The organism is Romboutsia faecis (assembly GCF_014323405.1).
GTDB classification, from domain to species: domain Bacteria; phylum Bacillota; class Clostridia; order Peptostreptococcales; family Peptostreptococcaceae; genus Romboutsia_E; species Romboutsia_E faecis.
In genome coordinates, this window is the sequence record NZ_JACRWE010000001.1 from 566,640 (window position 1) to 589,025 (window position 22,386).

Here is a 22,386-nt window from a genome sequence, read left to right on the forward strand (position 1 = left end):
CTTTAACTTTGGAGGTTATTTTATGAAAATAGCAGTAGGTATCTTTAGTTTTTTACTAGGATTATATAATCTAAAACAACTTTATAAACTTGATAGTTAAATTTAAAGGGCTGTACTAAGCTAAATATTTTATATATTAGCTTTTATACATGTCCTTTAAATTTTATATTCTATAAGATATTATTACTTCAGGTATTTTTTTAACACCTTTGCAACTGGTACTCCGATTATAAGTCCAATCACTATTTGAGTAATATTTCCTGGTATAGATAAAAGTGCCTTTGTATGATTTCCATATAATATCATTTCAGTTATATAGTAACCAAATATCATCCAAACACCGGATATTGCTATTCCAGCTATATTAGTTATCATATTATTTCCTTTTTTATTATCTGACCAAGCAATACTTCCTATTATATATCCCATAACTCCCCTTACTACAAAAGTAAATGGTGCCCATATTGCCCACTCTGATAATAGGTCAAATAATCCCATTCCAAAAGCACCTGCTACTGCTCCTTTTTTCTTTCCAAATACTATTGCAGATATAAATAGCATTGTATTCCCTAGATGCACAAGCCCTCCAGTTGATGCTAATGGTAATCTTATATTAATAAATCTAGTAGCTATAAATACTAAGGCAATTAATAATCCACTTACAGCCAAATCCCTTGCTGTGACCTTACTATTTTTGACTTCTAGCTTTTCTATAGTTTCTCTTAATTGTATAACATCTACTTCTTTCATCACTACTCCCCCTAATAACTATTTTGTTATTAATTTAACCTCACTATAGTACTTATTGAATAGATCTACCAATCTATCTTTACCTTCAAATCCTAATCTTCTTAGAGCTTCATCTATAAAATTTAAAACAGGAATTATCTTTTCAAGTTTTGCATTTTCCCCCATATGACCTATTCTTATTACCTTATCTGAATATTCATCTAAAGATGTAGCTAAAACTAAATTATAATGCCTTAATAAGTAGTCTGTTAAATTCTTAGCTCCAATATAGCCTGGAATTTCTACAACTGTAACTGTGTTAGAATATCCTTTTTCTAAATATAGATCTAATCCATATTCCTTAATAGATTTTCTAGTTGCCTTAGCTATCTTTTCATGTCTATTCAGTACTCTCTCTATTCCTTCTTCTAATATATTATCTATTGCTTTGTCTAAGCCCATAATATCACTAATAGGCATGGTATATGGAAACCATTTATTATTGTAGTAATTTTCCCATATACTTAGATTACAATAAAATCCAGTAACTTGAGTTTTTCTTGATTTCATAGCGTATTCAATGTCCTCACTTACACTTACTATAGTAAGACCCGCTGGTGCAGATAGAGCCTTTTGAGACCCACCTAAAGCAATATCCACTTTCCATTCATCAACTTTTAGTTCTTCTCCAAACATAGATGCAACTGAATCTACAATTGTTAATATTCCATATTTTTTAAGCAAAGGACAAAGTTTACTTAAATCATTTAGAACACCTGTAGGCGTATCACAGTGTACTAATGTTGCATATTTAAAGTTATTATCTTTTTCCAAAAAAGCTTCTAAATCTACTTCATTAATGTCTTTTGTATATTCCTTTGAAAAATATACAACTTCACCTCCATACATTTTTACAAAATCAGCAAATCCTCTCCCAAATATACCATTATCAATTACAAGAACTCTATCACCTTTTTCAGTAAGGGATGCACATGCTGCTTCTAATCCTAAAATTCCTTCTCCATTTAATATATAGACATTATTTTTAGTTTTTATTATTTCCCCTATCTTTTCACAAGTACTTTTATAAAACTCACAAAACATAGTGTCTATATCTGGATTAGTCGTTGATATAGCTCTTGCTAACCTTACATTTTCTCTTACCTCCGTCGGTCCTGGCGTATAAACTAATTTATTATTCATATCTGGTATTCCTCCCCTTTTATTTTATATAAAATATTATATATTATTATTTTTTATATAGGACAATTTATCGAATATTTTATAATTGTATTAGTACATTTATAATGCATATACATAGATGTATATTAATCAACTCACCAAAAATTCCCTGTCATTTTTTAGACATACTATGTACTTTACCAGAATACTAACATATCATACTTAAGTTATTATTTTTAATGACTTCTTTAATTAAATCTGATGTTTTTATTCCAAATAAAACATGCTTATCCCTTAGAAATTCCTATTTTGCGTAATTTATTAAATTATGAGTGGCTTATATACCTTCCGTACCTACTCCTCAACAAAAAAAGAGTTAATCCATACAGATTTAACTCTTTCTAACCAAATACAAAAACTGCATATAAAATTATATGATATACACACAAACATATATATATTACATTTGAGATAAATATAATTAATCTCGTTATTTTGGATATATTATCCTCCATTTTATCTATAAGCACAATTATTAAAATAGTTGGTAAAATAACTTTAATTATCAAGAATAATAATGGACTTAAATTATATACTATACTCAAAAACTTGTTTAATTCTATATAAAATCCATATTTAAGTCCAATAAATGTGGCCATACCATCAAATGCATTCAAAAATACAATAGATACCATCCCATAATAACTTCTTCTTTTCTTAAGTGTTTCTTCCATAAAAATACCCCTATACAATTAATTATATCCTTTATAATTAATTATATTTTTTACAATTAATTATATGACTTACAATTAATTGTATAGAGTTTTAATATCATGCCAATAAATCTATCGTATAGTTTCACTACTTACTATATCTACTAATAATATTTAAAACTTTAATTATTAAGTGTGTCAAATTTTCTATTAAAATCTTTATTTATATGATTTTATTTTTCGCATTTATAGCATAATATATCTTATAGCTAGTAACACGCTATTTATAAGCTATATTTAAATTTAATAAGTAAAATATAAGGAGAAAATTATGATAGATTTAATTTTACTGGGATGTGGTGGCAATATGCCTATGCCTAATCGTTTCTTATCTTCTCTTTTTATAAATTATCAAGGAAGAAAAATTCTTGTTGATTGTGGCGAAGGTACCCAAGTTTCCATGAAGATGAAAAATTGTGGTTTTAAAAATATAGATTTAATATGTATAACCCACTTACATGGTGATCATACTATAGGTCTTATTGGATTATTATCTACAATTGGTAATAGTTCTAGAACTGAAGATTTAACAATTGTTGGTCCTATCGGAATAATAGATGCTATGAAGGCCGTTAGGGTATTAGTTGAATATCTACCTTATAAAGTAAATGTTATCGAAAATCCTGAAGGTAGCTTTGCTCTACTTAATAATTATTTAAAAGATTTAGAAATATCAACTTTAAATTTGGAGCATTCTACAGAGTGTTTAGGATATAGTTTTTACTTCAAAAGAAAAGCTAAGTTCAATGTAGAAAAAGCAACTAAAAATAAAGTTCCTAAAATATTATGGCAAAAACTACAAGACGGCAAAGATATAGAATTTGATGGTAATGTATATACTCCAAATATGGTTCTAGGAGATGATAGAAAAGGTATAAAAATAAGCCTTATAACAGATTCTCGACCTATATACCCTATTCCAAAATTTATAGAAGATAGTGATTTATTTGTTTGTGAAGCTATGTATGGTGATGATTTAGATATCTCTAAAGCCGTAAAAAATAAACACATGACTTTTAGAGAAGCTGCTAATTTAGCTTTCCTTGGAAATGTAAAACAATTACTTCTAACTCACTTTAGTCCATCTTTAGAAGACCCTCATTTTTATAAGGAAAATGCCACTTCTATTTTCAAAAACACTATTATTGGAGAAGATAGACTTGAGTTACATTTAAACTTTAATGATTCTGATAAAGAAATAGATCGTAATAAAAAGAATCAATTATAAAATAAATACATAATAAATATAAAAGGAATATCTCAAAACAGAGATATTCCTTTTATATTTATTATAATTATTAATTAAATTTTACTTATTTATTTACTAACATTTCCTGCAACATTAAGTACATCCCATGTTCTTGCAAAAGGTGGTGCATAACATAAATCTAACATACCTAATTGGCTCGTAGTCATTTTACCAAATATAGCTGCTGCTATAACATTTGCTCTTTGTACCGAATCTTTAAATCCAGCAACTTGACCTCCTAGAATTACTTTAGTATCTGCATCATATACTAACTTTACATATATTTTGTCTCTGCCTGGATAGTAATTAGTTTGATTAAAATCGCTTATAAACTTAGCTTTATAGTTTAATCCTAAATTCTTAGCTTTTTCTTCTGTTAACCCAGTAGCTGCTGCTTCCATACTCATAACCTTTATACAACTAGAACCTAATGAACCTTGGAATGCATTATTAGCTCCTGCTAAATTTTCACCAACTATTCTTCCTAATTTGTTAGCACCAGTTGCTAAAGGAACATATATATTTTCATTAGTTACTATGTTCTTTATGGTAGCACAATCCCCTGCTGAGTATATATCTTCTACAGATGTTCTTCCATATTGATCAACTATTATAGCTCCATTACCTAACATATCTATACCTGTGTCTTTTAAAAAGGCTGTATTAGGTCTTACACCTGTAGCAATTATAACTAAATCAGCTTCTATTTCACCCTTATTAGTTACAACCTTTTCTACTTTTGTTTCTCCTATAAATTCAGTTGCCAGTTCATTTAAGCGTAAGTTTACCCCATGAGATTTTATTTCTTCTTCTAACACATCAGTTATCTCTTTATCAAATACTTGATTTAATACTCTATCAGTTGATTGTATAACAGTTACCTCTTTTCCTAATTTTTTAGCCGCTTCTACAGCTTCTAAACCTATAAATCCAGCACCTATTATAACAACATTATTTATTTCTTTTTTATTTAATAGCTCTTTTACCTTTATACCATCTTCCATAGTTTTTAAAGTTGATACATTTTCAAGCTTAACATTTTTTATTGGAGGTATTATACTACTTGCTCCTGTTGCTATCATTAACTTATCATAAGAATCTTCAAAAGTTTCACCAGTTTTAATATCTTTAACTGTTAATTTTTTAGAATCTATATTAACAGCTACAACTTCTTTAAATATATTTAAATCTATACCAGATTCTCTGAACTTTTCTGGACTTCTTGCTATCATATTATTTGCGTCATCAAAAAATCCACCTACAAAGTATGGTAACCCACATGCACCAAATGATACTACATCAGTTTTTTCGTATACTACAACCTCATATTCAGGTTTCATTCTTTTTAATTTTGCTGCTGCAGACATACCAGCTGCAACTGCACCTACTATAATAACTCTCATCTTACGTCCTCCTTAATTATCTTATCTATATCTATAAGTTACTTTACTAATTTAATCTACCTAGTTATTATATTAACATTTTTATACATAAAAATCCATTTTATATACTTTATTTTTATTATTTATACCCTGAAATTAAATTTAAAATCTCTATTATTAATATTTATACAAACTAATAGGATGGGTCATATTACTATTTTACTTTTTAATTTATACATACTTAATTATGCAAAAAAGGATATAGAATAAATAGTTGCTTACTATTATTCTATATCCCTTATATTCTGTAAATATTATTTTACTACCTTCTTGCAGCTCTCTTAGTTATTTTACCTTTTTTAGTTACAGTATTATCCTTTACTTTAGCCTTAGCTTGTTCTTGCCCTGGGAAAAGTATCTTTGGATCATCATTGTTTCTTCTATATAAAGTAAATTTAGAACCTATAGCTTGAACAAATTCTGCTCTTAAAGCTTGGCATATAGCATTTGCAACTTCTTTTGAATCAAGTCCTGCAGTTTCAAGAATAGTAACTTTTACTATTTCTCTACTTGTTAACATACCATCTAATTGTTCTAAAAAGCTTTCTGTTACACCTTCCTTACCTATTTGAGTTATAGGCTTTAGAGTGTTAGCTATTGATCTTAAGTAAGCTCTTTGCTTTCCTTTTAACATATTGTCACCTCTTTATTTATCCTAGTTGTAGAATTCAAATTCAATTTCATAAATCTTAACTGTATCTCCATCTTCAATACCCATTTCTCTAAGTTTGTCAAATACACCCTCAGATTCCATAGCTTTTTGGAAATACTGGATAGATTCCATATCTTCAAAGTTAACAGAGTACATGATTCTTCTTAAAGATTTACCTTTAACAACATATATTCCGTCTTCTATTTCAACAGTTAATCCTTCATCTTCATTAGACTCATCTAATTCTGGTCTATACATTTCTTCTTCTGTTACTAGTTCTACATCTTCAACTTCTTTTAATAATTGAGATACATAAGCTATAACATCATCTATTCCTTGACGAGTAGCTGCAGACATTTTAAACACTTTATATCCTCTACCCTCAAGCTCTTCTTTAAACTCTTCATATACACTTTCATCTTCTAAAATGTCCATCTTATTAGCTACAACTACTTGTGGTCTATGAGCAAGCCTTTCATTATATAATTCTAATTCACTATTTATCTTATCAAAATCTTCTAAAGCATTTCTACCTTCGTGTCCAGTTATGTCAACGATATGTATTAATACTTTAGTTCTTTCTACATGTCTTAAGAAGTCATGTCCAAGGCCAACACCTTCTGCGGCACCTTCTATAAGACCTGGTATATCAGCTAATACAAAACTATCACCAAATTTAGTTTGAACCACACCTAAATTTGGAGTTAATGTTGTAAAGTGATAATTAGCTATCTTTGGTTTTGCTTTAGTTACAACTGATAAGAATGTAGATTTACCAACATTAGGGAATCCTAATAATCCTACATCAGCTATCATTTTAAGCTCTAATATTATCCATCTTTCTTCTCCGTCTGTACCAGATTTTGCGAAAGCCGGAGCTTGTCTTACTGCATTGGCAAAGTGTTGATTTCCTTTTCCACCTCTACCACCTTTTACAACTATAGCTCTATCGCCCTCTTCTTTTAAGTCGGCTATAATAAGACCTGTAGCTTCATCTCTTATTATTGTACCTGCAGGAACTTTAAGAACTAAGTCTTCTCCATTTTTACCTGCTTTTTTCTTTTTGCTTCCGTCCCCACCAGACTCAGCAGTGTATTTTCTTTGATATTTGAAGTCCATTAAAGTTCTAAGACCTAGATCAACTTCGAATATTATACTAGCTCCTCTTCCGCCGTCTCCTCCATCTGGTCCACCAGCTGGAACATATTTTTCTTTTCTAAATGCAACCGATCCATTTCCACCATTTCCGGCTTTAACAAAAATTCTTGCTTTATCTATAAACAAATTAATCACCTACTTGATTAAGACTTTTTTATTTATTTTCTCCAAAGTACTATTATATATATATATAATTTAAATAAATCATCTATTTACAACAAAAAGGAGTGTAAGAACACTCCTTTTCTCATATATATTATTCAGCAATAGATACTGGATATACGCTTACTTTTTTTCTTTTCTTGTCTTTTCTTTCGAACTTAACAGTACCATCTATTAATGCGAATAAAGTGTCATCGCCACCTTTACCTACATTAGTACCTGGATGTATCTTAGTTCCTCTTTGTCTTACTATTATACTACCAGCAGTAACTACTTGTCCGTCATATCTCTTAACACCTAATCTCTTAGCTATAGAATCTCTACCGTTTTTAGAAGATCCTACCCCTTTCTTAGATGCAAGTAATTGTAAGTTCATGTTTAACATATTGGAGTCACCCCCTACTTTTTTAAGATTTTTATATTTTTTGGGTATTCCCGTTTAATTTCTTGAATAGCCAATTGAAAATGATTTAATAGTAATTGAGATTTATCTAGATATGTATCCTTAACGATACATTCTATATGACCTTCTTTAGCTTCTATTTTTTCAAATTCAACTTTTTGTAATTTGTCTAAAGAGTTTATAACTGCAACTGCATTAGATGTAACTGCAGAACAAACTATATCATAACCTATTTCGGCATAATCAGCATGTCCCTTTAAACAAAAACCTTGAAGTAAGAAATCGTCATTATAATAATAATTAACTTTTATCATTACTCAACCTATTTACTAAGCGTTTATTTTTTCTATAACTATCTTAGTGTATGGTTGACGATGTCCTTGCTTTCTTCTGTAGTCTTTCTTAGCTTTGTACTTGAAAACTACAACTTTCTTAGCTTTACCTTGTTCAACAACTTTTGCTTGAACAGAAGCACCTTCAACAACTGGAGAACCAACAACTAACTCTCCGTCTTTAGTGCAAGCTAAAACTTCGTTTAAAGTTACAACATCACCAGCGTTAGCTTCTAACTTTTCAACGAATAATACATCACCTTCAGCAACTTTATATTGCTTTCCACCTGTTTTTACTATAGCGTACATTAAATACACCTCCTCGGTCCAAAACTCGCCATCAAGGTAATTTCAAAAGAAATTTTACAACCTTTTCTGTGCGGCATTACATTTATTAATAATACTATGTTTTTTTGCTTTTGTCAACTAAGTATTATAAATAATATTTATTTTTTCATAACTTATACAGTTACTACATGTCGGCTCTATAATAATATCATATTTTTGTCTTATTGTGTCCAAAATATTTTTCCATTTTTGATTTATTTCTTTATAAACTTCCTTATTTAATTCTAAAGTTACTTTTTTATAATATGTATGTTCACTTATTCTCATAATTTCTTTTTCTATATTATCTATAATAAAATTTACTGATTTTACATATGAATTTTCTTTACATATCGGACAATTTCCTAGGTAATAACTATCGACAGAGTTTTTATCTCTTCTTCTTGCAACTTCAACCAAACCAAGCCTAGTCATACCCAGTACCTCAGACTTTCGTTTATCTTTCTTTAGTTCTATATCTAAAGTTTTTAATAATTCTTCTTTATATTGTTTTTTATGCATATCTATAAAATCAATTATTATTATTCCTCCGATATCTCTTAACCTTAATTGTCTTGCAATTTCATTAGCAGCCTCTAAATTAGTTTTATATACAGTTTCCTCCAATTTTATACTTCCAGTAAATTTACCTGTGTTTACATCTATAACAGTCATTGCTTCAGTTTTTTCTATTATTAAATAACCTCCACTTTTTAACCATACCTTTTTATTTAAAAATTTTTCTATTTGACTTTGAACTTTATATAAATCAAATACATCTTTATTTTTTTCTAATACTAATTTATTTATGTATTCTTTATTTATACTCTTTAATATTAATTTTAATTCGTCATACTTATCTTCATTATTGACAATTATTTGATCTACATATTCATTTACATTATCTTTTATATATTTTGATGCAAAATCTAATTCTTTATGTAAAAGCTTGGGCCCTATACCTAACTTAAATTCCTTACAAATAACCTCATATTTAACTTTAAGCTCTTCTAAGTCCCTTTTAAGTTCTTCTAGAGTACATCCCTGAGCTTCTGTTCTTACTATCAATCCCAAATTTTCCTTATTTATAGTATTTATTATTTTCTTCAATCTAAATCTTTCTTTTTCTTCTGTTATTTTATTAGACATGGTTGCTCTATCATTAGATGGTATATAAACTAAATATCTCCCTGCTAAGCTAATTTCTAAATTAAGTTTTGGTCCCTTAGTTCCAATTCCCTCTTTATTTATTTGCACCATTATATCTTGCCCAGCTTTGATATCTTTATTTTTTCCAAGTGGTAAGTATGCAAGCTTTTCTAGACCTATGTCTACAAATCCAGCTTCAATTCCCGGCTTTATATTTTTTACTACACCTCTATATATATTAGATACTATTTTTTCATTTGTATTATCTTCTATAAGTAATTCAACTAATTTATCATCTTCTACTATTGCTGTTTTTTGAGATAGTACTAGCGATTCTATAACTATTCTTTTCATTTTTTAATTCCTTTCATATAATGCTACATGCTCTATATTCATATTTTAGTATAAACTAATTTAATATTTTTTTATATAAATATGTAAAGATGTATTAACAAAAATTCTCTCCACTCATGTAACTAACAACCGCGTCCGTTGATCAAGTTTGGTAGTTAGGATTATATATTATCCACAGACCATATAATTTATAATCCCTTAGTATAAAAAATGAGTGTACTATTAATAAACTAGTACACTCATTTTTTATTCATATATTTAGACTACATAGGAGAAACTAACTCTCCATCTTGAACTATATATAAATCTCTTCTTAATATATCTACATCTAAAGGATCCATATCTATATCTAACATTTCTAATATTTTAGGTATAAATATATTTGTATTTAAATTAGCTTTTGATCCTGTTGCTATAGTTCCTATAAGAGTAAGGTTATTTTCATCTAAACTTAGTATATCAAAGAATTTTATCATAGGTCTTATATTAGACTCAACGATCTTTCCTTTTTTATTTTTCTTAGTTATCATTATTTCTTCTTTATTCATAAAATCAGCTATTCTTGATTTTACAAATTCCTTACTTAAAGGATTTTCAAGTTCTATATTAAATAAATATTCCCCATACTCTATTATAGACGCTAACGAAGGAGTACCTGGTTCTATTTCTTCAGCTTTTATAAATTCTATACCTTCTGGAAGTTCTTTATTTAATCTCGTTAAGAACTCTTCTACAGATATTTCTTCTTCTATTTCTATATCAACATACTCTCCATAACTTTCAGTTCCTAATGCTAATGCATTTCCGTAACTCATCTTAGGGTGAGGATTGTAACCTTGAGAATAAGATAATTCTACATCAGCTCTTCTAAAAGCTCTTTGTAAAAGTTTTTGTAAATCAAGATGTGATATGTATATCATATCTCCTTCTTTTTTAAATTTAACTCTTATTATTTTACTCATAATTAACATAACCCCCTTGTAATGTCATTTGCATTTATTCCACATCCATGACATTGATGTCTACAGTCTGGAGATACTTTATCTTCTCTTGCTTTTTCATTTTCTCTTATTAAGAATTTCTTAGTAACCCCTACATCTATATGATCCCAAGGGAATACTTCTTCATAATTTCTTTCTCTATTAGCATAGAATGCTATATCAAGTCCATTCTTTTCCATAGCTTCTTTCCATATATCTAAGTTGAAATACTCAGACCATCCGTCAAACTTAGCTCCAGCTTTGAATGCATCTAATATAACTTTACCTATTCTTCTATCTCCTCTAGCCACAACAGCTTCCATTAAGCTAGTTTTCGAGTCATGGTAGTTATATTTTATATCTTTATTTTTTAATTTTTTAACTAAATGTCTTTGCTTTTCTATAACTTCTTCAGTTAAGTCTTGTCCATGCCATTGGAATGGAGTAAATGGTTTTGGCACAAATGTTGATGTACTTACAGTCACAGAGAAACTTCTTCTTAACTTTCCTCCATTTACATCTCTATAAGTATCTATAACATCATATGCAAGATTAGATATACCATCTAAATCATCATAAGTTTCAGTTGGAAGACCTATCATGAAGTATAATTTTACACTGTTCCATCCCATTTCAAATGCTTTTCTTGTAGCATTTTTTAAATCTTCTTCGCTTACACCTTTATTAATAACATCCCTTAATCTTTGAGTTCCTGCTTCTGGTGCAAATGTAAGTCCTGATTTTCTTACTTGTTGTATTTTTTCCGCTATTTCCATAGAGAAGTTATCAAGCCTTAACGATGGTAAAGATATCCCTACATTTTGAGGAGTATACTCATCAACTAAAAAGTCAGTTAACTCTCTTAATTGGCTATAGTCACTTGTACTTAGTGATGATAATGATATTTCATCATACCCTGTATTTTTTATAAGCTTATCTACTATTTCCTTTAATCTATCAACACTTTTTTCTCTTATAGGTCTGTATATCATACCAGCTTGACAGAATCTACACCCTCTTGTACATCCTCTGAATAATTCTAAAACAACTCTATTGTGTACAGTATCTATATAAGGAACTATAAGTTTATCTGGGTAATCTACAGTCTCTACATCTCTTATTATTCTCTTTTTAACCTTAGCCGGAACACATTCTCTATTAGGTTTTACCTCTTTAACTGTTCCATCTTCATTGTATGTAACATCATAAAAACTTGGTATATAAACACCTTCTATTTTAGCTACTTTTAATAGGAAATCTTCTCTAGTAGTTTTACTTTTCTTCCATTCTTTATAAGCATTTATTACTTCTAAGTTAACTTCTTCACCTTCACCTAATATTACTATATCTACAAAATCAGCTAAAGGCTCTACGTTATATGCGCAAGGACCTCCCACTAATATAAACGGATCATCTAATTTTCTTTCTTCTCTAAGTAATGGTATATTAGCTAAATCTAGTATATTTAATATATTTGTATAAGAAAGTTCATATTGTAATGTAAATGTTACAAAATCAAAATTAGTTATAGGCTCTCTTGATTCTAACGCAAACATTGGTATATTTCTTTCTCTCATTATATTTTCCATATCTACCGCTGGAGAATACACTCTTTCACAAAATACATCTTCATCTTTATTTATTACATGATAAAGAATATGACTTCCTAAGTGACTCATCCCAACCTCATATAAATCAGGGAAGCAATGAGCATATCTTATTAAATTTTCATTACTTGTATCTTTATGTATAGAATTTATTTCATTTCCAAGATATCTTGCAGGCTTTTCAACCTTTTTTAAAATCCTTCTTAAGTCTACTTTACTCATTTATTATTGAAACCTCCAATAAATTATTGTTTTTATATAAAAAGCATAATTTTTATTATACACCATAATATATACATAATGTATCAAAATTTTATTTTTCCATATTTAAACTATTCTAAATATAGTTGGTTTGTTTTCTATTTATGAAATATTTACAGTTATTTTGATGAATTATTAATTAGATATAAAGAAATACTTTATAATAGATTGTAAATTATTATTCTAAAATTTTATTACTTAAAAAGTTTAATTAGTGTATGACTTTATGTCATTAATAGAATTAAAAGCATGACTATTGTTAAAAGAATCAATAATATTTATATATATGTTTATATTATTGATATATGGGTATAAAATATACATGTATATATGTAATTAGTTAATTTATTAGGAGGTTGTGTAATGAGTAAAGTATTTGAAGTAAAAGAAGATATCTACTTTACAGGAGTTGTAGACAAAGATTTAAAGGTATTCGACATAATAATGGAAACTGAATTTGGTACAACTTATAATTCATATTTATTAAAAGATGAAAAAACAGTTCTATTTGATACGGTTAAGCCAAACTTTAAAGATGAATTTATAAACAATATTTCAGAAGTAACTGACATAAGAGATATAGATTACGTGGTTATTCACCATACTGAACCAGATCATGCTGGTAGTTTAAAATATATTTTAGATATAAACCCTGACATAGAAGTATATTGTACAAAAGCTGCAAAGCTATACTTAGATGAACAAATAAATAAACCATTTAAATGTCATGTAATAAAAGATGGTGAAACTTTAAATATAGGTAAAAGAACACTAAGATTCATAACTGCACCTTTCTTACATTGGGCAGATACTATGTTTACTTATGTAGAAGAGGAAAAAACATTATTCACTTGTGATGCATTTGGATGTCACTTCGCAAATGTAGATGCTGACTGTGTAGATAGTGAAGATTATTTAAAATCAGCTAAACACTACTTTGATTGCATAGTTAAGCCATTCTCTAAGCATGTTTTAAATGCTGTAAATAAAGTTGTAGATTTAGGAATAGAGTTTGATACAATATTAACATCTCATGGACCTATATTAACTAAAGACCCAATGGCAGCTGTTAAAAGATATGTAGAATGGTCAACAGAAACAGTTGAACATACTAATCAAAATCAAATTGCAATTTTCTACTTATCTGCATATACAAATACTTTAAGCATGGCCAAAAAAATAGAGGAATCCTTATTAGCAGAAGGTGCTAAAGTTAAACTATATGACTTAGAAACTTTAAGCTTAAAGGAAATGCATGATGCTGTAGTAATGTCTAAGGTAGTATTACTAGGTTCAACAACAATAAATAAAACAATGGTTAAACCAATGTGGGACTTATTCTCAGTAATTGATCCAATGGCAAACCAAGGTAAAATAGCCGGTGTATTCGGTTCTTACGGATGGAGTGGTGAAGGTATATCAATGGCGGAAAGTAACTTAAAAGCAATGATGTTCAAAATGCCAATACCAACACTTAAAAAGAAATTCTTCCCATCTGAAGATACATTCCAAGAATGTATAGAGTTTGGTAAAGAGTTTGCAAAATTAGTTAAATAATATATAACTCTAAAATTTATTTTCTTAGTTAAAATTATAATAAAATTCCATTAACTAAATAAAGTGATACTATTAAAATATTTTATTAGTATCACTTTATTTAATATAATAACTTTCATTTATATAATGTTTAAACTCTTTGGCTAGTAGTTTTTCTAACTTCTCTCCAAGATAACTCTCCTCTGTCTAGAGCTTTTATAAATATCTCAGCTGATGCTAAATTTGTAGCTACAGGAACATGATAAACATCACATAATCTAACTAAAGCTTGTATATCTGGTTCATGAGCTTGAGATGTAAGCGGATCTCTTAAGAAGATAACTAAATCTATATCTTGACTAACAATTAAAGAACCAATTTGTTGATCTCCTCCAAGTGGGCCAGAAGCTAACCTTGTAATCTTAAGGTCTGTCTCATCCATTATTTTCTTACCTGTTGTTCCAGTTGCATATAAACCATATTTTTCCAATATCCTTTCATATGCTATACAAAAACCTATCATCATATTTTTCATTTCATCATGCGCTACTAATGCTATATTCATATATTCCCCTTCTCCTTTATAATGCTAAAAGTTTATTTTTTTCTTTCTCATACATACATTTAAAACTAGTCCTAAGTTAGCTAATGAAGTTAATAGCGAACTACCTCCATAACTTATAAATGGCAGTGTTACTCCCGTAACAGGAATAAGTGCTACTGTCATACCTATATTTTGAATAATCTGGTATGCAAACATGCTCATTACTCCTACAACAATTAAGGTTCCATAAAAATCTTTGGCTTCTCTAGCTATAACTAACATTCTTAATAAGAATATAATATATAAGGCTATGGCTAAAGTCATTCCCCATACGCCTAGCTCTTCTCCTATAACAGCAAATATAAAATCACTATCTTGAACTGGCAGAAAATCATTTTGACTTTGACTTCCATTATATAATCCTTTTCCACCAAAACCACCTGATCCTATGGCAATCATAGATTGTATAACCTGATAATTCCCTTCATAACTAGGATCATCAGGATGAAGAAAAGCTTCTATTCTTACCTTTTGATGCGATGCCATCATCATATACATAATAGGCAATGAAACTAATGCTATTATAATAGCTCTTTTTATTAGTTTTATATCTAAACCTGCTGTAAATAACATTCCTGCTATTATACAACAGAAAACTATAGCAGTTCCTAAATCTGGTTGAGCAAATAATAAACCTATAAAAGGAAAAGCATAAATAACTAATGGTATTATCTCTTTTAAACTATTTAATTTTCCTCTTTTAGACTCAACTATCTTAGCATAACTAAGTATAAATGTAAGTTTAACCAATTCTGAAGTTTGAAAATCTAAAGGACCTAATTTTAACCACGATGTAGCTCCACCTCTATTTTGACCTAATCCTGGTACTAATACAACTACTAAAAGCAGTAAACTAACTAAATAAAGACCTTTATAATACTTCCCTAAAAAGTTATAATCAAAACACAATATACCTATTATCATTCCTATACCTAGTATGAATGCTAATCCTTGCTTATATAACTGGCTATAGTTACCTGTTTCATTTGCATGTGTTGCACTACTCAATACAACAATTCCGAAGCAAAATATAGCCAATACTGTAATTATCAATTTCCAGTCTAATTCTTTAATTAATTTAAGTGTATTCTTGTATGTAAGCAATTTATCACCGTCTTTCCACTCTTTCACATATAATTAAATAAGGGGAATATATCATATGATACCCCCCTTATTTAAATTACATCATTCTTTCTTTTATATTCTTTAAAGGTATATTTGCTACTAGTGCAGATACTGGCATGTCATCATCTTCCCCTCTTGATTTAGACATTTTTATTTCCAAGCCATTTTCTTCTATCTCTGCATAATTTGCTATAACCTTTAGAATATCATCTTTTATCAAATCTAAAAGTTGAGGAGAACAATCCACCCTATCATGTACCAAAACTAATTTTAATCTTTCTTTTGCAACAGACTTACTAGATTTTGATTCATTAGAGAAAACTTTAAATATATCTAACATGGATGATTCCTCCCTTCTTATTTAGCCATACCAAACATTTTTTTAATTTTACTAAAAAGCGTATTATCACTTTCTACTTCTATTAAAGGGACGTCTTCACCTAATATTCTTTTAGCTATATTTTTATAAGCTTGTCCTGCAAGAGATTTAGAATCAAGTATTGCTGGTTCCCCCTTATTAGTAGATACTATTATACTTTCGTCATCTGGAACTAAGCCTAATAAGTCTATAGCAAGTATCTCTAATATATCTTGCTTATCCATCATATCTCCACGTCTAACCATATCTTGCCTAATTCTATTAATTACTAACCTTATATCTTTTATTTCATTAGCTTCTAATAATCCTATTATTCTATCTGCATCTCTTACTGCAGATACTTCTGGATTCGTAACAACTATAGCTCTAGTAGCTCCTGCAACAGCATTTTTAAATCCTTGTTCTATACCTGCTGGACAGTCTATTAATATAAAATCAAAAGATTCTTTTAGCTTTTCACATAAATCTTCCATTTGTTCTACTGACACTGCATTTTTGTCTCTTGTTTGCGCAGCTGGCAATAGATATAAATTATCAAATCTTTTATCTTTTATTAAAGCTTGTTTAAGCCTACATGTTCCTTCTACAACATCTACTATGTCATATACTATTCTATTTTCAAGACCCATAACTACATCTAAATTTCTAAGTCCGATATCTGCATCAACAATAACAGTCTTTTTATTTTCTAAACTTAGAGCAGTTCCTAAGTTTGCTGCAGTAGTAGTTTTTCCAACTCCACCTTTGCCTGATGTTATAACTATAACTTCACTCATAATACTACCCCCTATGGATTTATTTCTTATTTTATTGTTTTAGATAAGTAACTTTCTATTACTATCCTGCCTTTACTTACAAAGGCTATTTCTGGGCTAATTTCTTTCTTATCTTCAAAGCTATCATCATCTGGTGCTTCTGCAATGTTACCTGCAATTTGAAGCACTTTCGGATTTAAGGAGTTTGCAACTACATAAGCATTTTCATTTCCCATCGCACCGGCATGTATAAATCCAGTTACACTTCCCATGACGATAACATTGCCTCCTGAAACTACTCTAGCTCCAGAACTTATATCCCCCATGACAACTGTATTTCCTTTTGAATTAATTTGTGAACCTGGTTTCATATCTTTCATTACGACTACATCTCCGTCAAATTCTATATTTTCACCAGATCTTAGATTGCTTACATATTTAGTTTGAAAATTACTGCATTTTAATTCTTCATCTTCTTCTATAAACTCAATATCAAACCTAGATGTAATATCATGCTTTAACTCTAACATTTGTATATCACTTAAGTAATCACAGTTAATAGCACATATTTTAGCCCCGTTAAAAAAGCCTACCGAGGTTTCTAGTCTATCTATTACACCATTTCTTATCTCATCAAAAGGTACAACCTTCTTAATATTTAAAATTATCCCTCTTTTATTTCCTTTGAATTCAACTAATTCTTTAGGAGTAAAATTTCTCAAAGACATAACAACCTCCAGAGTGATATCATGTTATTTATATTCTTCACAAACCGTCTTAAATCCTTCTAATTTTTAATTTGTGAACCAAAATTTATATTTTTTTCTTCATTTGTAGTTTTTTCATCTTCATCTGTGTTTTTATCAGTCGTTTTCTCTGCGTCTTTATTTAATCCCATATAAGCTCCAATAACTTCTCTTACAGGTAATAATGCATATGAACTCTCATTCCCTTGAGGTATCATAGCTACAACAGCTATTTCTGGATCATCTGCTGGAGCAAAAGCAACAGTCCATGCAAATGCATCATAATCAGATTTAAATTGATCTATTATAGTGTCAGTAGCTTTAGGATTTAACTGTTGTATAGCTTTTCTCAGATAAGACGCCATTAGTTTATCGTTATCATAATCTAATTTTACACTTACGCCTTCAGCTAATTCACCTTCTAATGATTTTCTTTCTTTTTCATCTAATTTCTTATCTTTTAACTGTTCTTTAATTTCATTTTCTCTTTCTTTTGACAATTCTTCTTCTCTTTCTTTTATCAGTTCCTCTGAAAGAGCCACAGCCTCATCTTTTGATACACCATATGTTCCCATATGATCAATTAAATATTGATACTCATCTTTAGTAGGTATTTTACCACTTTTTTCCGCTGTACCAGTTTTAGCTGCAACAGATACTGGTAATGTACCGAAAACAGATTTAGCACTACTTAAAGTGGCCATTTGTTTCATACCTTGTACTAATTCTTTTAAATTGTCACTATTTTTAAAATCTATTTTCTCAGATTTGTTGGTATCTTCAACAACTGTTTGATAGTCACTAGATATAGTTTTTTTAACTACAGATAGTTCAACTAAATTACCACCATTAGCTATAGCTGCTACATATCTAGCCATCTGCGCTGGAGTATATGCATTTTCCCCTTGTCCTATCGAAAGGTTAAATGTATCAGCAGTACCCCATTTGGCAAACTTAAGGTAGTTGAAAACTATGTTATCAGCAAAACCTTCTGCTAAATCTTCTTTAACTTTCAACTTAATTAATCTGTTTATAACTTCTACTCTACCTGGGGTATTTTCCTCAGCAGCCCATCCTACAATTTCATCAATCCTTGATTCAAATTCTTTCGGATTTTTCTCTTTTGTTATATCAGTAAAAGCTTCACCCATACTTTTTTCTAAATAAGACTTTAATAAGGTTTGAGTCGATTTAAGCTTTTGCTCTGTTGTAGGCACTGTACCCTTATTCTCTTCTATTTCATCAATTAACCCAGTATAATCATCTAGTCCAAATAATTTAGCATACTCTAAAATTTTATCTGGTCCCATATTTATACCTAAATCTGAACCAGTACCTAAGTACTTACCTGTCCCTATTGTATAGAAATATATATTACAAGATTCTTGTATAGCTTTATATAAATTTGTAATACCATGATTACGCTTAGATTTATGCCATATATAATCAGCAAACTTTCTTTCTCCATATTTTATCATACCTGGATCATTTATAGCATAGTTAGGATCTAATCCATTTTCTAAAGCAGCCATACCTGTTATCATTTTAAATGTAGATCCTGGTTGGAATACACCTTGAGTTGCTAGATTCAGCAATTTACTTGGTGATAATGAATCATTTTTGTTTTCTGGTTCAAGATCAGCATATTCTGAATATGATATACTACCTTTTGTAAATAAGTTAGGGTCATATGATGGGTAACTAACTGAAGCTAATACATCTCCAGTATTAACATCTATTGCAATCAATGCACCTGATTTTGCATTTGGCGCAGTTCCCCCACCACTTTTATCTCCATATTGACTCTTAAATGTTCCGCCAGTTCTAGCATAATCTATAACCCTCTTTAAAGAGTCTTCTGCCACTTCTTGTAAATCTTTATCTATACTTAGATACACCGTATCTCCTGATTTTGGTTCTGATACTTCAATCTCTTTTGTTATTTTACCAACTGCATCAACCTGCACCTTTTTATATCCATCTGTACCACGCAGTTGACTTTCATAGTTTTTTTCTATCCCTGCTAATCCTACTAAATCACTTTTTAAGTATCCTTTTTCTAAGTACTCCGATTCTTTAGTAGAAGGAATTTTTCCTATATGACCTAAAACATGCCCTGCAAGTGTTCCATTGGGATAATATCTAACAGGCTCATTTGCTATAGATACACCAGGAAGTTCCATAAGATTTTCTTCAATTTGAGATATAGTAGATTCACTTATATCTTGAGCAATTGTCACTGGATTATATCTTGAGTAACCTTGTGATTTCAATAAATCTCTAACTACAAGTACCTTTCTAGCATCTGCATCACTCATACCTTCATTTAATGGCATACTAGTTTTCGTTTTACCAGTTTTAGCACTATAATAATCTTTTATCTTATCAAAAGCATCTTTAGCACTAATATCCTTTTCATTTATTTTATATGATGCTAGCCAATCTGTTTTATTTTTTTCTTGAGTAAATACCCATTTACTAACAAGAATTGGAGGATATTCTCCATTCTTATTTAATTTAGCTTGCAGCTTTGATGCCTCTAGTCTCTTATCTTCTTGAGATAAAACACCTTCATCAATTAACTTATCTACTATATAATAAAAACTTTGTTTTGCATTTAAGTTTTGTGGTATACCTTCTGACTCTTTATATTCAGCTATGTCCTTATCATATGTATAATAATATTTCCCATTTTCAATATATATAGGAAATTCATCCTTGTATTCTTCTTTATTTTTTTCTAAAAGATTAATCAATTTTAAGGATATCTCATTAGCCATGCTATTTTTATCAGAGTCTGTCTTGCTTATACCGTCTGCTGATACTTGAACAGTAAACTGATTTTTTGTTGTAGCCAAAATTTTCCCATTTTTATCCTTTATATCTCCTCTTGGAGCTTTTATAGGAAGCTCTTTATACGTTTTATTTTCAGCTAACTCAGTGTAATGTTCATATTTAAATACAGTCATATATAGTATTTTAACTAAGATAACCGCAAATACTACTAATAACATATTTCTAATAATAATAAATCTATCATTTACTTTTTTTTCGTCCATTCAATCACCAACTACTCTTCTTTAAGCTTTAATATATTCTTCTTAAATAATTTATATATTATTAAACTTAATATACTATTTATTATCGGTATAATTACTATTCCCTTTAATACCATCGTTAATATCCCATAACTATTGTACACTAGTGTAGTAGCTGTTATATTTACCATAGAATCAAATATACTAGTAATTAGTACTAAGGTTCCGATTGTAATGTAACTCTCTTTATATATCTTTTCTCTTAAAGTACTAATACCATAACATACCGCAAATAAAATTAAGGCATTTACTCCAAAAACACCACCTACTGTTATGTCTTTTGTAAGTCCAATTATAGCACCTATTATCCCCGCTTCAAGTTCGTCCAAATATAAAGAGATTATGGTACAGTACACTAATACTAAACTAAAACTAACACCATATATATCTATATAATTTGTTATACTACTTTCAACTGTGACAAGCAGTATCCCTATAAGACAAAGTAAAAATCTTTTCATATTATCTAGCCCCTTTATCCTATATCATTATTTTCCCTTGGTTCTATAACAATAACATCATCAATATTTTTAAAATCTGCATATGGTTTTATAACTACATATTTTAGAGATTTATTTTTGTCATCAATTACTTTATCTACCTTACCTATCATTATCCCTTCTGGGTATAATCCTAGTCCAGAAGTAACTAAAGTGTCTCCTGGTAAAACATCATACGATGAATCAAACATATACCCCTGTAAGTATCCATTTTCTTTATATTTTTCTTTACCACTAATATCTGTATCTTGTGTAATTACACCTTTATAATCTGAATTTTTTAGTAGCTTAAAACTTACTGATGATTTAGTGTCAAGTATAGAAATTGCTTTACTATAGTTTTTAGAAACTTCATATACTATGCCTACTAAGCCACTTCCATTAACCACTAAACTATCTTTTTTAACTCCAGCATCACTACCAGCACCTATCACGAAACTAGTGTACCAATTTCCATCATTCTTACTAACAACGCTAGCAGATATCATATTAGCTTTATAATCTTCGGGGATAAAGTTTAGTGCTTTCTTTAAATTTTGTATTGATTGACCTTCACTTATTTTGTTGTTTAATTCTACTATCTCTTGCTTTAAACTTTCATTTTCTTTTTCTAAATCTTCTAATTTATTAGCGTTCTTTTTATAATTTAAAATCTCACTAAAATTACCTTTTAAAAACATAAATCCCTTGTTAAAACTGCTTTCAATTGAAGCTACACCCTCTTGTATTACACCTAAATTAATTGGATTATTTCCAGAATATTTACCAATTGATATTCCCACAATTCCAATTAAAGTGATAGCAACTGTCGTCGTTGCTATCACTTTTACATTAATCTTTTTTTTGTCCTTTTTATCATTATTAAATTTCAAGATAATCACCA

Annotated in this window: 22 protein-coding genes; 2 read left to right on the forward strand and 20 right to left on the reverse strand. The window is 29.2% G+C overall.

The features are described 5' to 3' along the window. Window positions 1–183: 183 nt before the first annotated feature. From H8923_RS02720 to H8923_RS02730, 3 genes are all read right to left on the reverse strand, one after another. Window positions 184–750: an ECF transporter S component gene (locus H8923_RS02720; protein WP_153925674.1), complete on the reverse strand. Its 567-nt coding sequence runs from the start codon at window positions 748–750 to the stop codon at window positions 184–186. Between the two features lie 18 nt (window positions 751–768). After that, complete coding sequence (locus tag H8923_RS02725; protein WP_153925676.1) at window positions 769–1,932, reverse strand: pyridoxal-phosphate-dependent aminotransferase family protein; 1,164 nt, start codon at window positions 1,930–1,932, stop codon at window positions 769–771. A 380-nt stretch (window positions 1,933–2,312) separates the two neighbouring features. After that, a complete protein-coding gene (locus tag H8923_RS02730) occupies window positions 2,313–2,645 on the reverse strand; it encodes a DUF5658 family protein (protein WP_153925678.1) in 333 nt (110 codons plus the stop codon). A 310-nt stretch (window positions 2,646–2,955) separates the two neighbouring features. Here H8923_RS02730 and H8923_RS02735 point away from each other — a divergent pair, with 310 nt between their 5' ends. Then, the gene (locus H8923_RS02735) at window positions 2,956–3,912 is read left to right on the forward strand and encodes a ribonuclease Z (RefSeq protein ID WP_153925680.1); all 957 of its coding nucleotides are present in this window, start codon (window positions 2,956–2,958) and stop codon (window positions 3,910–3,912) included. A gap of 89 nt (window positions 3,913–4,001) precedes the next feature. Here H8923_RS02735 and H8923_RS02740 read toward each other — a convergent pair whose 3' ends face one another. The 9 genes from H8923_RS02740 to H8923_RS02780 all read right to left on the reverse strand — a co-directional run bounded on the left by H8923_RS02740 (window position 4,002) and on the right by H8923_RS02780 (window position 12,721). Further along, window positions 4,002–5,336, reverse strand: a complete 1,335-nt coding sequence (locus H8923_RS02740; protein WP_153925682.1) for a CoA-disulfide reductase — start codon at window positions 5,334–5,336, stop codon at window positions 4,002–4,004. Window positions 5,337–5,637: 301 nt separating this feature from the next. Beyond that, on the reverse strand, window positions 5,638–6,009 hold the full coding sequence (locus tag H8923_RS02745; RefSeq protein WP_153925688.1) for a YhbY family RNA-binding protein: 372 nt from the start codon (window positions 6,007–6,009) through the stop codon (window positions 5,638–5,640). A gap of 21 nt (window positions 6,010–6,030) precedes the next feature. Beyond that, on the reverse strand, window positions 6,031–7,311 hold the full coding sequence (gene obgE, locus H8923_RS02750; RefSeq protein WP_153925690.1) for a GTPase ObgE: 1,281 nt from the start codon (window positions 7,309–7,311) through the stop codon (window positions 6,031–6,033). A 130-nt stretch (window positions 7,312–7,441) separates the two neighbouring features. After that, window positions 7,442–7,732 (reverse strand): 50S ribosomal protein L27, encoded by a 291-nt coding sequence (gene rpmA / locus H8923_RS02755; protein ID WP_153925691.1) that lies wholly within the window; start codon window positions 7,730–7,732, stop codon window positions 7,442–7,444. A 14-nt stretch (window positions 7,733–7,746) separates the two neighbouring features. After that, the gene (locus H8923_RS02760; RefSeq protein WP_153925694.1) at window positions 7,747–8,064 is read right to left on the reverse strand and encodes a ribosomal-processing cysteine protease Prp; all 318 of its coding nucleotides are present in this window, start codon (window positions 8,062–8,064) and stop codon (window positions 7,747–7,749) included. A 15-nt stretch (window positions 8,065–8,079) separates the two neighbouring features. After that, window positions 8,080–8,391 carry a 50S ribosomal protein L21 gene (gene rplU, locus H8923_RS02765; RefSeq protein WP_153925695.1) on the reverse strand — a complete coding sequence of 104 codons (312 nt, stop codon included), beginning with the start codon at window positions 8,389–8,391 and terminating at the stop codon, window positions 8,080–8,082. Window positions 8,392–8,508: 117 nt separating this feature from the next. Further along, window positions 8,509–9,912 carry an Rne/Rng family ribonuclease gene (locus H8923_RS02770; protein ID WP_153925697.1) on the reverse strand — a complete coding sequence of 468 codons (1,404 nt, stop codon included), beginning with the start codon at window positions 9,910–9,912 and terminating at the stop codon, window positions 8,509–8,511. A 263-nt stretch (window positions 9,913–10,175) separates the two neighbouring features. After that, window positions 10,176–10,874 carry a TIGR03936 family radical SAM-associated protein gene (locus H8923_RS02775; protein WP_153925699.1) on the reverse strand — a complete coding sequence of 233 codons (699 nt, stop codon included), beginning with the start codon at window positions 10,872–10,874 and terminating at the stop codon, window positions 10,176–10,178. Between the two features lie 2 nt (window positions 10,875–10,876). Beyond that, window positions 10,877–12,721 carry a TIGR03960 family B12-binding radical SAM protein gene (locus tag H8923_RS02780; RefSeq protein WP_153925701.1) on the reverse strand — a complete coding sequence of 615 codons (1,845 nt, stop codon included), beginning with the start codon at window positions 12,719–12,721 and terminating at the stop codon, window positions 10,877–10,879. Between the two features lie 402 nt (window positions 12,722–13,123). Here H8923_RS02780 and H8923_RS02785 point away from each other — a divergent pair, with 402 nt between their 5' ends. Continuing rightward, window positions 13,124–14,317: an FprA family A-type flavoprotein gene (locus H8923_RS02785; RefSeq protein ID WP_153925703.1), complete on the forward strand. Its 1,194-nt coding sequence runs from the start codon at window positions 13,124–13,126 to the stop codon at window positions 14,315–14,317. 130 nt (window positions 14,318–14,447) lie between these two features. Here H8923_RS02785 and mgsA read toward each other — a convergent pair whose 3' ends face one another. The 8 genes from mgsA to mreC all read right to left on the reverse strand — a co-directional run bounded on the left by mgsA (window position 14,448) and on the right by mreC (window position 22,384). Further along, the gene (gene mgsA / locus H8923_RS02790) at window positions 14,448–14,861 is read right to left on the reverse strand and encodes a methylglyoxal synthase (RefSeq protein ID WP_153925706.1); all 414 of its coding nucleotides are present in this window, start codon (window positions 14,859–14,861) and stop codon (window positions 14,448–14,450) included. A gap of 24 nt (window positions 14,862–14,885) precedes the next feature. Next, entirely contained in the window at window positions 14,886–16,004 is a 1,119-nt protein-coding gene (gene rodA, locus H8923_RS02795; protein WP_153925894.1) for a rod shape-determining protein RodA, read from the reverse strand. Window positions 16,005–16,080: 76 nt separating this feature from the next. Next, on the reverse strand, window positions 16,081–16,365 hold the full coding sequence (gene minE, locus H8923_RS02800; protein ID WP_147539787.1) for a cell division topological specificity factor MinE: 285 nt from the start codon (window positions 16,363–16,365) through the stop codon (window positions 16,081–16,083). A gap of 17 nt (window positions 16,366–16,382) precedes the next feature. Next, on the reverse strand, window positions 16,383–17,180 hold the full coding sequence (gene minD / locus H8923_RS02805; RefSeq protein ID WP_153925708.1) for a septum site-determining protein MinD: 798 nt from the start codon (window positions 17,178–17,180) through the stop codon (window positions 16,383–16,385). A 26-nt stretch (window positions 17,181–17,206) separates the two neighbouring features. Next, complete coding sequence (locus H8923_RS02810; RefSeq protein ID WP_153925710.1) at window positions 17,207–17,887, reverse strand: septum site-determining protein MinC; 681 nt, start codon at window positions 17,885–17,887, stop codon at window positions 17,207–17,209. Between the two features lie 59 nt (window positions 17,888–17,946). Next, window positions 17,947–20,964, reverse strand: a complete 3,018-nt coding sequence (locus H8923_RS02815; RefSeq protein ID WP_153925712.1) for a penicillin-binding transpeptidase domain-containing protein — start codon at window positions 20,962–20,964, stop codon at window positions 17,947–17,949. An 11-nt stretch (window positions 20,965–20,975) separates the two neighbouring features. Further along, window positions 20,976–21,464, reverse strand: coding sequence for a rod shape-determining protein MreD (gene mreD / locus H8923_RS02820; protein WP_153925715.1), 489 nt, complete (start codon window positions 21,462–21,464; stop codon window positions 20,976–20,978). A gap of 14 nt (window positions 21,465–21,478) precedes the next feature. Then, window positions 21,479–22,384, reverse strand: coding sequence for a rod shape-determining protein MreC (gene mreC, locus H8923_RS02825; RefSeq protein ID WP_317982801.1), 906 nt, complete (start codon window positions 22,382–22,384; stop codon window positions 21,479–21,481). Between the last annotated feature and the right edge of the window lie 2 nt (window positions 22,385–22,386).

What these genes read in the sequence shown, in the direction of transcription:
- H8923_RS02720 (WP_153925674.1), bottom strand. Translation starts at nt 750, where the DNA reads ATGAAAGAAGTAGATGTTATACAATTAAGAGAAACTATAGAAAAGCTA.
- H8923_RS02725 (WP_153925676.1), bottom strand. Translation starts at nt 1,932, where the DNA reads ATGAATAATAAATTAGTTTATACGCCAGGACCGACGGAGGTAAGAGAA.
- H8923_RS02730 (WP_153925678.1), bottom strand. Translation starts at nt 2,645, where the DNA reads ATGGAAGAAACACTTAAGAAAAGAAGAAGTTATTATGGGATGGTATCT.
- H8923_RS02735 (WP_153925680.1), top strand. Translation starts at nt 2,956, where the DNA reads ATGATAGATTTAATTTTACTGGGATGTGGTGGCAATATGCCTATGCCT.
- H8923_RS02740 (WP_153925682.1), bottom strand. Translation starts at nt 5,336, where the DNA reads ATGAGAGTTATTATAGTAGGTGCAGTTGCAGCTGGTATGTCTGCAGCA.
- H8923_RS02745 (WP_153925688.1), bottom strand. Translation starts at nt 6,009, where the DNA reads ATGTTAAAAGGAAAGCAAAGAGCTTACTTAAGATCAATAGCTAACACT.
- rpmA (WP_153925691.1), bottom strand. Translation starts at nt 7,732, where the DNA reads ATGTTAAACATGAACTTACAATTACTTGCATCTAAGAAAGGGGTAGGA.
- H8923_RS02760 (WP_153925694.1), bottom strand. Translation starts at nt 8,064, where the DNA reads ATGATAAAAGTTAATTATTATTATAATGACGATTTCTTACTTCAAGGT.
- rplU (WP_153925695.1), bottom strand. Translation starts at nt 8,391, where the DNA reads ATGTACGCTATAGTAAAAACAGGTGGAAAGCAATATAAAGTTGCTGAA.
- H8923_RS02770 (WP_153925697.1), bottom strand. Translation starts at nt 9,912, where the DNA reads ATGAAAAGAATAGTTATAGAATCGCTAGTACTATCTCAAAAAACAGCA.
- H8923_RS02775 (WP_153925699.1), bottom strand. Translation starts at nt 10,874, where the DNA reads ATGAGTAAAATAATAAGAGTTAAATTTAAAAAAGAAGGAGATATGATA.
- H8923_RS02780 (WP_153925701.1), bottom strand. Translation starts at nt 12,721, where the DNA reads ATGAGTAAAGTAGACTTAAGAAGGATTTTAAAAAAGGTTGAAAAGCCT.
- H8923_RS02785 (WP_153925703.1), top strand. Translation starts at nt 13,124, where the DNA reads ATGAGTAAAGTATTTGAAGTAAAAGAAGATATCTACTTTACAGGAGTT.
- mgsA (WP_153925706.1), bottom strand. Translation starts at nt 14,861, where the DNA reads ATGAATATAGCATTAGTAGCGCATGATGAAATGAAAAATATGATGATA.
- minE (WP_147539787.1), bottom strand. Translation starts at nt 16,365, where the DNA reads ATGTTAGATATATTTAAAGTTTTCTCTAATGAATCAAAATCTAGTAAG.
- minD (WP_153925708.1), bottom strand. Translation starts at nt 17,180, where the DNA reads ATGAGTGAAGTTATAGTTATAACATCAGGCAAAGGTGGAGTTGGAAAA.
- H8923_RS02810 (WP_153925710.1), bottom strand. Translation starts at nt 17,887, where the DNA reads ATGTCTTTGAGAAATTTTACTCCTAAAGAATTAGTTGAATTCAAAGGA.
- H8923_RS02815 (WP_153925712.1), bottom strand. Translation starts at nt 20,964, where the DNA reads ATGGACGAAAAAAAAGTAAATGATAGATTTATTATTATTAGAAATATG.
- mreD (WP_153925715.1), bottom strand. Translation starts at nt 21,464, where the DNA reads ATGAAAAGATTTTTACTTTGTCTTATAGGGATACTGCTTGTCACAGTT.